Genomic DNA, 12,996 nt, shown 5'->3' on the forward strand with positions numbered 1-12,996 from the left:
GAGTCGTGAGTCTTGAGTTGTAGGTAAAACTCTTAGTGTAAAGTCTTTGAAAACGAGTACACCATTTTTTGAAGTTCGGTTATTTCGTCGCTAAGAATTTCTTTCTCAGAATTATTCAAGTAATCTAAATTAGCAGCAATAGTCAGCTGTGTTTCGAGCTCATATAACGATCCGTAAGCAATGCTAAGGAATCGATTGAAGTCTTTCTTGGTATTTCTACCTGCACCTTCTGCAATATTTGAGCTAATTGATACAACACATCTTCTTATTTGGGCACACAACCCAAATTTCTCATCGGGTGGAAACTTAGATGTTATCCCATAAATTTCAGTCGCCAAAGCAATAGAACGTTTCCAAATATGTAAGTTTTTGAATCTATTCATTTTTCGATTATCAATGCCTAATTGTAAGACCGTCCAGAAAGCAAATCCTTACAATCAGGTGATAAATACATTCTTAAGACTCAAGTCTCAAGACTCAAGACTCAAGACTCATGACTCACGACTAATAATCATCAACGTACACCGCGAGACGCAGACCAGTTTGCCCTCTTCGGTGTGTATCTTGACCTCCCAGACATGGACTTTTCTGCCGGTTTTAACAGGCACCGCGGTACCGATCACCTTTTCTCCTTTTTTTATAGCCCGTATATGATTTGCATTGATTTCAACACCTACTGCCGTCTCAGATTCCCCGGCATGAAGCCATGCACCGATAGAAGCCAGGGTCTCGGCAAGAGCCACTGAAGCCCCGCCATGCAGGATTCCGAAAGGCTGAACGGTATTTTCATTGACGGGCATGGATCCCTTGACCTCATCTTCTTTAAATGATAGAAACTTTATACCAAGAGCATCGCCCATGTTCTTTTGGGAGACATCCATGAAGCGATCCACTTTATCCCTGATTTTTTCTTGTACGTACATAGTGGTCTATTTGGCTATTTATGGCTAAATGAATGGCAGAAAGTAATTAATATTTTGAATAGACTTTTAAAAGTTTAACATTCCTTTAACTTACCTGTATCAATTATCAACATAACTTAAGTGAGCTATGGTTTACGATCCAACAACGATAATTGCTGAGATTGACAAAGGTCTTGAGCGCTATGAGGGAGATAATTTTATTTTTACCAAACGGAATGGGGAGTGGTATAAGACAGGAATAGATGAGTTCAAGGAAAAGGTTAGGAATTTTGCGCTGGGTTTGTACGAACTGGGAGTTCGCAGGGGTGACAGGGTAAGTATTCATTCAGAGAACTCAGCAGAATGGGTAATCTGCGATCAGGCAATTTTATCACTGGGTGCGGCTAATGTCCCCATTTATACCACGCAACCCGGTGAACAGATCAAATATATACTTGAAAATTCAGGTTCTAAGGTTCATATAGTATCCAATGATGAACTGTTTGCGGATTCCAAGCCACTGATGAAAAGCATTGAGAATGTTGAGGCTGTCATCACCCTATTCGGTTCCAAGCACAAAAAGCTGAAGACTTTTGAATCGATCCTTGAAATGGGTCGAAAGAAGCATGAGGAATCGCCAAATCTTTTTGAAGAACTTAAAAGTGAGATAAGTCCTGATGATCTCGCTACCCTGATTTACACATCCGGCACCACCGGAGATCCAAAAGGGGTAATGCTAACTCATAACAACATTGGCTCGAATTTGCTGGCATCCTTGGAGAGAGTACCTTTTGATGATGACGTTAAAGAGGGCGAACAAATGCTCTCTTACCTTCCTTTATCACATGTCTTCGAGAGGCTGATTTCCTATATGTACCTCTCCCTGGGTTACCCGATCTATTATATCGAGGGTATCGACGAAATCAGGGATGACTTCAGTTATGTGAAGCCCTTTTTTATTGCGACGGTACCGCGACTGCTGGAAAAAATTCATACCGGTATTAAGGTCAAAGGACAGGAAATGAGCGGCGTCAAGAAGCAGCTCTACTATTGGGCCATTAATCGTGCCCTGGATTATGACCCTGAAAATCCGCCATCGGGTCTTGCTGCAGTTCCCCACAAAATTGCTGACAAACTGGTCTACTCAAAGATTCGAGAACTATTTGGTGGGAGACTACTTGGTTTTATCAGCGGGGGTGCGGCACTTTCACCTGAAATTTTCAAATTCTTCAATGCACTGGGACTCTATTGCGGACAAGGATATGGTCTTACCGAAACATCACCGGTTATCTCCGTGACGGATTCTGATCACATGAGGATAGGGAGCTCCGGGACACCGTTATCGAATGTGGAAGTCAAGATTGGTGAAGATGGTGAGATCCTTACCAAAGGACCGCACGTTATGCAGGGCTACTACAATAATGAGGAAAAAACCAAAGAGGTGATGACCGATGACGGCTGGTTTAAAACCGGCGACATCGGCAAACTGGAGGATGGCTATCTCTTCATTACCGATCGTAAGAAATCGGTCTTTAAGCTTTCAACGGGTAAGTATGTGGCCCCTCAGGTTATAGAAAATAAGCTGACAAACAGTGGTTACATCGATCAGGCTATGGTGGTAGGGTACAAACGGAAATTCTGCTCAGCCCTTATCGTACCTGATTTCGGAAATATCGAAAAACGTCTAAAAGATAAAGGCTTTTCTGTACCTGATAATATCAATGAGGATGATAAGGTAAGAGTGCGTATACAGAAGGAAGTGGATAAGGTCAACAGGGAGCTCTCACCCTGGGAAACGGTAAAGAAATTTGTTCTGCTGGATAAACCATTTTCAATTGATTCAGGGGAGCTGACACCTACCTTGAAAGTCAAGCGTTCGGTCGTAAAAGAACGCTACCAGGAACAGATTGATTCTATGTATGAAGAGGAATAGTAAAACGCAATAAGCTGAATTTATAATAGCCACTGATTTACACAGATTTTTTATAAGTGGTAAATGCATCATTTGATAAATTTTGGTATTTGGTTGACCTAGACAAATAACCAAAGTCTGTGTTATCTGTGGCCCAAAAAAGAGTTTTATGTCAAAGAATCCATATTCTATTCGCAAGGTTGCTGTATTGGGATCAGGAACGATGGGGAGCCAGATTGCTGCTCACTGTGTCAATGCAGGTCTTGAGGTGACACTTTTGGATCTTAAGAACGACGGTGACAAGCCAAACAAAACCGTCGAGGAGAACATCAAGAAACTGACCAAGATGAATCCCGATCCTCTGGGACTGCCGGAATATGCCCATCGCATTAAACCGGGTAACTTTGAAGATGATCTGGAGGATGCCGTAGCGAATGCCGACTGGGTTTGTGAAGCCATCATTGAAAAAATGGACATCAAGAAAAATATGATGTCCCGTATTCAGGAGTCTATGAATAAGGGTACCATCATCAGTTCCAATACTTCCGGCTTGCCCATCGGAGATATCGGGGAAGATTGCAGCGAAGAGTTTCAGAGACATTTTTTAGGGACCCACTTCTTTAATCCTCCAAGATATATGAAGCTGTTAGAGGTTATACCTACCGATAAGACCTCAGCTGAAGTAGTAGACTTCATGTCCCGTTTTTGTGAAAAAACATTGGGCAAGGGAGTCGTAAAGTGTAAAGACACTCCAAACTTCATTGCCAATCGCATCGGTATCTTCTCCATGGCGAGTATTATGCCTTATTTCTTTGATGGAAGTTTCAGGGCGGAAGAGATCGATTTTCTGACCGGAACACTGACCGGATATTCCAAGGCGGCAACATTTCGCACGGCCGATATGTCCGGATTGGATGTCATCAGTCACGTAGCCTCAAACCTCTATCCTGCCATTCCTGGCGATGAACGCCGGGAAGTATTCAAACTTCCGGAGGCTTTTCAGAAGATGGTAAAGCAAGGGAAGCATGGTAATAAGGCGGGTGAAGGCTTCTACAAGAAAGTACAGACCGAATCAGGTAAAGAATATAAAGTTATCGATCCGGCAAGCTTTGACTATGAGTCGCAAATAGAACCGGAATTCGAAAGTGCAAAAAAAGCTAAAAAGGAACATCGCACTTCGGGAGGACGCTTGAAATATATGGTCCATCAGGATGACAAAGCAGGCCGTTTTCTATGGGACATTCATTGTGACCTTCTGCTATATTCGGCTAATCGCATACCGGAGATAACTGACTCTTTGGAATCCATTGATCGCGCGATGAAGTGGGGATTCAATTGGGAGTTGGGACCCTTTGAGCGTTGGGATGCTATTGGTGTGCAGGAATCTGTGAAACGCATGCAGGAAGAAGGCAGAGACGTACCCAAACCAGTTCTGGAGATGCTGGATTCGGGTAGAAAACAGTTCTATGATAAAGATAAAGGTACAGTCTTTAACCTGGCTACCGGCGAAGTAGAATCCCTAAGTCCTCCTGCCCATGGTGCCGTTACGGTATCCTCACTAAAAGCAGAAGGCAAAGAAGTTATGGGCAATGACAGCGCCGGTCTTTATGATCTGGGTGACGGAGTGGCTCTATTTGAGTTCAGAACCAAACAGTATACCCTGGGCTTTGAGCTTGTGCAGACCCTTCAGGAAGCCTGTGAAAAAGTAAAGCAGGATTTTGATGCACTAGTAATAAGTCATGACGGTGATAATTTCTCATACGGCGCCAATCTCATGGAGGCAATGGGAGCCTGGCAGCAGGGACAAAAAGACCAGGTAAAGCAGGCAGCCAAGAATTTCCAGGATACGGCAGTCGGGCTGCGCTACCAGCCTTTTCCGGTGGTCGTTGCACCATTTGGCCGGGCCTTAGGAGGAGGAGTCGAGTTTATGCTTCATGCCGACAAAGTAGTGGCTCATCATGAACTCTATGCCGGACTTGTTGAAGTCGGCGTGGGCTTGATACCTGCGGGTGGCGGAACCAAAGAGATGCTCAAAAGAACTATGGACAGTCTTGTAGAGGACGAGCAGGTGGATCCTATTCCCAACATTAAAGAGATTTTCAAAACCATTGGAATGGCGAAGGTTTCTGAAAGTGCTCAGAAGGCAAGAAATTTAGGGTATCTCAGGGATTCTGATGTAATTGTGATGAACAGAGATCTGTTGATTGCAGCGGCCAAAGAAGAGGCAAGAACCTTGGCCGTTGTAGGATATCAGCCCCCGGCCAGGCCTGACATTAAAGTTATGGGTAATAAAGGATTGAGCTCTTTAAAACTGATGCTCTATATCATGCATGAGGCTGAATTTATTACCGATTATGACAAAGTGGTTGCCGGTAAAGTGGCCTGGGTGATGAGCGGGGGTGAACTGAGTGAACCACAGGATGTCCCTGAAGAGTACCTGCTCAAGCTGGAAAGAGAAGTATTTATGGAATTGTTGGAAGATGAACGTACTCAGGCTAGAATTGAGCATATGCTCAAAAAAGGTAAACCGCTAAGAAATTAGAACTAAATAGAACACGGATGACGCAGATTTAGCGGATTTTATTGATTTATGAAATCATTATCTCTGATCCGTGTCATCTGTGTTTCATTTTTACTCATTACTAATTACTCTCTACTATTATGACTGAAGCTGTAATTGTTGCTGCGGCGCGAACACCGACCGGAAAAGCTAATAAAGGATCTCTTCGCTTTACTCATCCCGATACGCTGGGCGGAGAAGTTATCAAAGACCTGCTACAAAGAGCTCCTTCTCTGCAACCGGAAATGGTTGATGATGTAATTATGGGCTGTGCCTTTCCCGAGGCTTCCCAGGGATTGAATATTGCCCGACAGTGCGCCTTGCTGGGCGGATTGCCTCCTTCAGTGCCTGCAGCAACGGTAAATCGATTCTGTTCGTCAGGGCTGCAAACCATTGCTCAGGCTTCCGAACGCATACTCTCGGGAAGTGCCGATGTCATCATAGCCGGAGGTGTGGAATCGATGTCACAAGTACCTATGGGCGGTTATGTAGTGCATCCTAACCCAAAGCTGGTAGATAACTACCCGGAAATTTATATCAATATGGGTCTAACAGCTGAAAATGTAGCCGACAAGTATGATATCAGCAGGGAAGACCAGGATGCATTCGCTTATCGAAGCCATATGCGGGCAATTGATGCCTGGGAAAATGACCTGTTTGAAGGCCAAATCACACCTATTGAAGTTAAGGAGAAAAGGGTGACCTCCTCCGGTGAAATAGAGGAGGAGAGCTTTACTTTTGAGCAGGATGAGGGTCCCAGAAAGGATACTTCCAAGGAAGTACTGGCTAAATTGAGACCGGTATTTAAGCAGGGCGGAAGCGTTACCGCAGGCAATTCCTCACAAATGAATGATGCTGCAGCGGCGGTGCTCGTTATGAGTAAAGAGAAAGCTGATGAACTCGGACTGGAGCCGATGGCCAGATATGTAGGCTTCTCAGTTGCCGGTGTACCACCTGAGATTATGGGTATCGGACCGGTAGAAGCTATTCCCAAAGTCTTAAAGCAAACCGGTATTTCTCAGGAAGACATTGACCTGATAGAATTAAACGAAGCATTCGCAGCTCAATCGCTGGCCGTTATCCATGAGCTTGATTTGGATGAAGAGATTGTAAACGTCAATGGAGGTGCCATTGCCATGGGACATCCGCTGGGATGCACAGGTGCCAAACTCACTACACAGATACTGTATGAGATGAAACGGCGCGGTTCAGCCTACGGCATGGTAACCATGTGTGTGGGAGGCGGTATGGGCGCTGCCGGTATATTTGAGAATTTAAACTGATTATTTCATTGAGATTTAAGACACTTTAGAAGTTTTCTAAACCTTTAATCTCACCAAAGGCAATTTACATATGTTCAAAGAAGACACCTTACAGGATAAAACGATACTGGTAACCGGCGGCGGCAGTGGATTGGGGCTGGAAATGGCCAAAAAATTTGCTTCCCTTGGAGCAGGAATTGCTATTTGCGGACGAACCGAATCAAAACTGATGAATGCCGCTAAAGAGATTGAAGAAAAAGGAGAGGGACAAGTAGAAACCTATGTTTGCGATGTAAGGGACTATGAACGAGTAAAAGAAATGATCGGTGAGATTACCGAAGATTTCGGTGGTATGGACGGCTTGGTCAATAATGCGGCAGGGAATTTTTTGGCGGCTTCGGAGGATCTGACACCCGGCGGTTTTAAAGCCATTATTGACATTGTGCTTCACGGCTCCTTTAACTGTACTCACTGTTTCGGTAATTATTTGATTGATAATGACCGCAAAGGCAATATCCTTAGCATTGTAACCACCTATGCTGAGAATACGGGATCTGCGTTTGTGCTTCCATCGGCATGTGCCAAATCGGGAGTATTGACTATGACCCGCTCTCTAGCTTATGAGTGGGCTACCTATGGTATTCGGCTGAATGCCATTGCTCCCGGACCATTTCCAACAGAAGGTGCATGGACCAGACTGGTACCTGATGAAAGTTTTGAAGAGAAATTTCTATCCAAGATTCCCGCCGGCAGATATGGAGAGCCGGAGGAATTGGCAAATCTTGCAGCTTTTTTGATGTCAGATATGTCGCCTTACCTCACAGGTGATTGTATTACCATCGATGGCGGGGAACGCCTTACTGCCGGGCAGTTTAACTTTATTGACCAGTTGGCTCCAAGAGAAAAGCTCAAACAATTTTTTAATGCGATGAAGCCCGGTGGGGAGAAGAAGTAGTAACTTTACTTTTGAAATTCTAAAAGCTTTAGACGTTTTAGCTGAAGAGCAGGGCCAATAACAAGATCAAAGAGATGACAGATATGTAGAAGAGCTTTGCTTCTTTTTTAGGGCTTTTCAGGTTGAGCACTTTTTTGAATATGAAGTGGTCAAATCCCCTCTTGTAATATTGCTCATATAACTTGTCCTTCATAAAGACACCTCCTGAATGTGGCAGATCAAAAGAGGTTAATGTGTAAACTATTGTTTATTAATATATTGCATCCATCTTTAATAACTAAGAATTTAGGCATTTGTTTCTTCTAATGTTAAGGAATTGTTAACAAGGCATAAACCATTTAATATCAATTACTTATGATTTGTTAAAGGTACTCATAGCTTTGTTAAATATACTCCAATGTTAACTTAATGTTAACAAATCTGTGCGGAGGGTAGGTGTTTTTACCTATCGAGTGGCTAGAGCAGGCGATCTTTAATTCTTGAAACCTCGTTAGCCAGTTTCAACAAATCATACCCGTTAAACTGGGTGGCTTTATTCAGTTGAATGGACTTCAGGAACTGGGTTGACGCGATTTCAGCGGCACGAGTAGCATCAAACGACTGCTTTTCGAAAAATAGATGCTGTTGGTCATTATTCTTACCAAGGCGCACCGATTGGGAATGGACATCGCAGTCGAGCAAAAAAGTCTGATCGGCAGCAAATCGCTGGTGCCGGTTCGTCGAAGAGCAGGAATTAACAAATATATTGGCAGTAGCACCGCTGTCGAAACGAAGCAATAGATGAATAGCACGGTCTTTTCCTGCCTGAAGATTAACGGTATTTACATCAATATGATGTACATTTCCATTGATCCATTTCAGACTGTATGCCAGTTCATCTATCCAGTAATAATCAAGTGAGTGATTGTTTTCCAGGAATTGCGTGTAGCTTATCTCCCTGACTATGTTAAGGAAGGTAGGCTTGGAAACTTTCTGACTCATCCATTGAGAAGCGGGGGCAAAGGTTGGCCAATGGGCAAACTGAAGCAATACATTAGCTTCTTCTGCTGTATGATATATCTTCTCAATATCGGACTGTGAGGTGGGAAGACTAGAAACCATAAACGAATGATATCCCATGCGAATGGCCTTCAGCAGGATGTTTACCTTGTCATCGCTGTCTTCAAGAATCAGGCAGGCATCCACGTCACCGATATCCTTGATATGTGCTGTAATGACAACTTCTTTTACGCTGCGATGTGGACGAAGGTGCTCTTCCCAGGCTACAGCCCTATCAGCAGGTCCGACGATTCCTATTTTCATAGTTAAGATATTGGGTAATAGTGGATTGCAATAATTGCGAATCTACCCATTAATATCAACAAAGGAAGGAAAACTAAATAAAAAAGACGAGCCATGATTCATGACTCGTCTCAGGTAAAAAGGATCTCTTGTATTATTCCGGCATTACGAGTGCCAAAATAAAGTATAGCAATACCGGGCTGCCCCAGCCGAGGAAAGTCAAGATGACAAATATGATTCTGACAATAGTCGGATCCCACCCGAGATATTCGGCAATACCGCCGCACACTCCGGAAATCATTCTGTCAGTTCTGGATTTCTTTAATCTTGCACTCATAATCAGGTTTATTTACGGGATTTTCGTTTATCATCTATACCTTACGTGAACTCAGTCAAGTTGTTTCAACTGATTTGAAATTAAGGTAAAAGGACAGACTGAAGTAATAAATTGGGAAAATGAAGGAGCTATAAATCAGGTACAGCGGGGATTCCTGGAACAATATCATCAAGGCAATCAACTGCAGCGCAAAGATCGATCCCAATACGAGGGTAAACTTCTTTAGAAACGAAGTCCGGCTTGGATATATAAACTTGATAGGTAAAAAAGTAGTGACAGCGAAGATCAACATAATAGCCGATGCAAATTCAACCGGCAGATTGAGCATGAAAATGTAGAAAACGACAATATTCCAATACGAAGGAAAACCAAGAAAATAATTGTCGGAAGTTTTGGCTTGAATATTTGAAAAACCGAAAGCACTGGAAATAGCACAAATAATTAGTACCCAAATGGGTATCTGCATGGTAGCATAGATCCAGACAAAAGGTGCAATAGTCCAGGTAATAAAGTCGATGATATTGTCCATCAGTGCCCCGTCGATTTTCGGGGCATAATCCTTTACATCGAAATAACGTGCCAGTGAACCGTCTACGGCGTCAACAAAAACTGCGGCACCAAGCACCCATATGGCTTCCTTATAGAAACCATCAAAGGTTAAAAGGATAGCCCACAAGCCTAGAGCGGCACCTAAAGCTGTAAATAAATGAACTCCATAAGCCGGAATTTTCACGCTGTGTTTTCTGGATTATTCGTTATCCCGTTATTTATTGTTTCAATAAAATAAAAAAAGCGGAACCTTCGAAGTTCCGCTTTTAAAATATTGAAAAAGAATCAGCTGTTAGGCGTCGTCTTTCTGGAGCTTAAAGACTACGGGCAGGGAGTATTGCACGCGTACAGGTTGTCCCTTTTGATAACCGGGCGTGAATTCCGCTTCTTTAACCACTCTCAGTGCTTCCTCATCAGCACCGCCGCCGATGCCTTTGATGATCTGGGGGTTTTCAACCTGACCCTCTTTATTTACGATGAATTGTACGATAACACGGCCTTCAATTCCCGCTTTACGGGCCTCTTCGGGATACGTTATGTTGCTCATCAAACTTTGCATTCCACCTTTGAGCTCGGGCATTTGTTCGACAACCACGAAGTGATCATCTTTTGCTGAAGAACTCTCGGTTTTGGTTCCCGGAGCCGGTGGTGCTTTCAGGTCGTTGAAGGCTGTTTCTCTGTCGAGTAATTTAAATTCAATGACCCCGTTTTGGGCTTTGGGTCCATATTCTTCGATGGCTTTTTCGCCTTTCAACACATTCAGCGATTCAATGTACTTCGTTTTTACGGCGGACAGCTTATTTCTGGTTACTTCATCTTCAATGATTTCACCGTCCAATACATACAATGGACTCATTCCGTCCTGAGATGCTGAAATCTTAGCTTGGGCATTTTCGATATCACTGTTTCGGATACCGCTGTCTTGTATGTCGGTACATGCCATGATTCCTGTCATGAAGAGTGCAGAAAATAGCGTGATATAGAAGCTTGTTTTAAACATCGTATGTTTATGATTTTGGTTACTCATAATTTGAATTCGCTTTTTGAGAGTTGATGTTGGTACAGCCATGCTTACAGCCGGAGTTTTGCTGAACGTTTGTTTTCCTGCCAACTCAAACAACAGTTGGGCATAGGATTTTCTTGAAATTGTATCGTCCGAAAGTACCTCACTGTCACAGGATATTTCCCGGTATTCCTTAAACCCGGCATAAAGTTTATGAATGATGGGATGGAACCAGAAGAGAGCTTTTATAGTCATTAATACAGCATTCAAGGCATAATCATGGTGTCTGATGTGCATCAGTTCATGCCGTATAGCCAGATTCAGCTTCTCGGATGACTGATCTTTAAGGTGATCCGGTATTACAATCACCGGCTTTTTCCACCCATATGTAAAGGGTACGTCCACTGAATCGGAAAAGGATAGGTACACCGGTAATGACAGTTTTTTACAGATGCGTGTATTGCTGGTTGATAATTCTAGAATAGACTCGATGGGTCTTTTGGGGGTACTTTTGGCAAAAATACTGAGAGAGATAAAATCAGCTGCCAGTTTTAACAGTAGAATAAGTGCGACTGTCCCAAGAGCGAGTATAGCAGCGCCACCCCAGAATGCAGGATCCATATAGAAGGATGTTTCCTGCATTTTAGCAGCAGCCGGTATCACAATTGGGTTCTGAATGACGATGAACTTAGTAGCAAAGGATCCGGCTGTTTCTCCAAAAGTGTGTAGCCAATGATTCATCAGCGCAGCCAAAAGTCCGATAGGAAGAGCCAGAATCAAAGCAATGTGTCCGTGATACCGGAAGATCGCATTTAGGTTCTCCGAATATCTCATCATTGCCAAAGCCAGAAGACTCATTGCGGTCCATAGAACGATCGGAAGAAGCAGTAAATCAAAACCTGTTGAACCAAGATTTTGTAGTGTATTGATTATATCCATGTCATTCCTCCTTCATGTTATTGATCAGCTTCAAAATTTCTGAACGGTCGGTATCAGAGAGCTCTTCACCTTCCACCAGGGTCTGAACGAGTTCGGTAGGGGATCCCTTAAATACTTTTTTGACCAGCTCTTTCACCAGGTTGAAGCGGACGGATTCAGGTTCCTGTGCCGGACTATAGACATAAGTGACACCATCTTTTCGGTATTTCAGGTATCCTTTATCAGCTAGATTTTTCATAACCGTCATTACGGTGGTGTAGGCAACCTGTCGATCATTCATGATGCGTTTCTTCACATCTTTCACGGTAGCTTCACCCATTTCCCATACATGGTGAAGCACTTCCATTTCGGTTTCGCCCAGCGGAGTCAGTGATTTTTTCATGTTATTTTCTCAGTTTAACTAATTAGTTAATACTAATATAATAGTATTAATGTTTGAATGTCAAATTTGAATTGGAACTAACAGGGGACAGGCAGTTTGATATACGAATACTAAGTGGTTTTGTTTGGAGGTTAGAAGAGCGTAGGGATGCTTCTTTGGATAAAAATAGAACAAATGAGCAGAAAGTTGCTTTATTAGATAACTGCCTTCGTAGGTTTCGCTCCTAAGGGGGGAGTCCGGTGTAGTCCACCTCATGGTGCCCACACCTTAAAGCTAATTAGCGTGTATTAAACTAAAGCCTGTACCAAAGGTAACTTCTTCCCGGATCCCTAAAGGGTTCTCAATTTTTGCATACTTCGTTGTAACTCTGCAAAGGAAAATCAGCAATCACATACTCAATTGTTCCAAAGTGAGTTTCAGCCTATAGTAATCGTTCCGCCATAGTTATAGCCTCGTATGCGGAAGAGGCTTCATGCACTAAATCAGATTCCAGGCTTTGCAAGAAGTCAAGGGCATTTTTGGACTGGTTCAATAGAATCACATCTTTTCCTGCTTTTAAAGCGAGCATAATCTCTGATAGGGTACCGGCACCTGTTCCACAGGCAATGATCACATCGGAAGAGAGCACATTGATATTGTTCCGGGCACTTCCCATTCCTGTTACAATTGGGATATCCACGTGCAGGGACATCCTGCTGCGATCCTTATCGGGCAGAACGCCCACGACCAACCCGTCTTTTTCCGATGCACCCAGGGATGCTGCGTCCATCACACCCACATTCCGCCCACCCGTTAACAGTACCCAGCTTCTTTGTCCAATTAATTTGCCAAGCTCATAAGCAATCTGGAGGTCCTTCTCTTCAGGTTCATTACCCGGACCCATTACACCAATAATTGTTTTTGCCATAGAATCT

The 12,996-nt window shown here is 43.4% G+C and carries 13 protein-coding genes; 4 read left to right on the forward strand and 9 right to left on the reverse strand.

Features of this window, described 5'->3' with window-relative positions:
- Positions 1-32 precede the first annotated feature (32 nt).
- Together G3570_RS04415 and G3570_RS04420 are read right to left on the reverse strand one after the other, a co-directional pair.
- Complete coding sequence (locus G3570_RS04415) at positions 33-383, reverse strand: four helix bundle protein (protein ID WP_165139678.1); 351 nt, start codon at positions 381-383, stop codon at positions 33-35.
- Positions 384-491: 108 nt separating this feature from the next.
- Complete coding sequence (locus G3570_RS04420; protein WP_165139681.1) at positions 492-923, reverse strand: PaaI family thioesterase; 432 nt, start codon at positions 921-923, stop codon at positions 492-494.
- Between the two features lie 127 nt (positions 924-1,050).
- Here G3570_RS04420 and G3570_RS04425 point away from each other — a divergent pair, with 127 nt between their 5' ends.
- From G3570_RS04425 to G3570_RS04440, 4 genes are all read left to right on the forward strand, one after another.
- Positions 1,051-2,835 (forward strand): AMP-dependent synthetase/ligase, encoded by a 1,785-nt coding sequence (locus G3570_RS04425; protein WP_165139684.1) that lies wholly within the window; start codon positions 1,051-1,053, stop codon positions 2,833-2,835.
- Between the two features lie 148 nt (positions 2,836-2,983).
- Positions 2,984-5,356 (forward strand): 3-hydroxyacyl-CoA dehydrogenase/enoyl-CoA hydratase family protein, encoded by a 2,373-nt coding sequence (locus G3570_RS04430; protein ID WP_165139686.1) that lies wholly within the window; start codon positions 2,984-2,986, stop codon positions 5,354-5,356.
- A 119-nt stretch (positions 5,357-5,475) separates the two neighbouring features.
- On the forward strand, positions 5,476-6,657 hold the full coding sequence (locus G3570_RS04435) for a thiolase family protein (protein WP_165139689.1): 1,182 nt from the start codon (positions 5,476-5,478) through the stop codon (positions 6,655-6,657).
- 70 nt (positions 6,658-6,727) lie between these two features.
- Positions 6,728-7,591: an SDR family oxidoreductase gene (locus tag G3570_RS04440; protein WP_165139692.1), complete on the forward strand. Its 864-nt coding sequence runs from the start codon at positions 6,728-6,730 to the stop codon at positions 7,589-7,591.
- A 37-nt stretch (positions 7,592-7,628) separates the two neighbouring features.
- Here G3570_RS04440 and G3570_RS04445 read toward each other — a convergent pair whose 3' ends face one another.
- From G3570_RS04445 to G3570_RS04475, 7 genes are all read right to left on the reverse strand, one after another.
- Positions 7,629-7,784 carry a hypothetical protein gene (locus tag G3570_RS04445; protein ID WP_165139695.1) on the reverse strand — a complete coding sequence of 52 codons (156 nt, stop codon included), beginning with the start codon at positions 7,782-7,784 and terminating at the stop codon, positions 7,629-7,631.
- A gap of 263 nt (positions 7,785-8,047) precedes the next feature.
- Positions 8,048-8,893, reverse strand: coding sequence for a Gfo/Idh/MocA family oxidoreductase (locus G3570_RS04450; RefSeq protein ID WP_165139698.1), 846 nt, complete (start codon positions 8,891-8,893; stop codon positions 8,048-8,050).
- Positions 8,894-9,026: 133 nt separating this feature from the next.
- On the reverse strand, positions 9,027-9,209 hold the full coding sequence (locus G3570_RS04455) for a PspC domain-containing protein (RefSeq protein WP_165139701.1): 183 nt from the start codon (positions 9,207-9,209) through the stop codon (positions 9,027-9,029).
- A 55-nt stretch (positions 9,210-9,264) separates the two neighbouring features.
- Positions 9,265-9,942: a CDP-alcohol phosphatidyltransferase family protein gene (locus G3570_RS04460; RefSeq protein WP_165139704.1), complete on the reverse strand. Its 678-nt coding sequence runs from the start codon at positions 9,940-9,942 to the stop codon at positions 9,265-9,267.
- Positions 9,943-10,050: 108 nt separating this feature from the next.
- Positions 10,051-11,700 carry a M56 family metallopeptidase gene (locus G3570_RS04465; protein ID WP_165139707.1) on the reverse strand — a complete coding sequence of 550 codons (1,650 nt, stop codon included), beginning with the start codon at positions 11,698-11,700 and terminating at the stop codon, positions 10,051-10,053.
- A gap of 1 nt (position 11,701) precedes the next feature.
- Positions 11,702-12,082, reverse strand: a complete 381-nt coding sequence (locus G3570_RS04470) for a BlaI/MecI/CopY family transcriptional regulator (protein ID WP_165139710.1) — start codon at positions 12,080-12,082, stop codon at positions 11,702-11,704.
- A gap of 421 nt (positions 12,083-12,503) precedes the next feature.
- Positions 12,504-12,989, reverse strand: a complete 486-nt coding sequence (locus tag G3570_RS04475; protein WP_165139712.1) for a TIGR00725 family protein — start codon at positions 12,987-12,989, stop codon at positions 12,504-12,506.
- Positions 12,990-12,996: the final 7 nt, after the last annotated feature.

The organism is Halalkalibaculum roseum, from assembly GCF_011059145.1.
GTDB classification, from domain to species: Bacteria; Bacteroidota; Rhodothermia; order Balneolales; family Balneolaceae; genus Halalkalibaculum; species Halalkalibaculum roseum.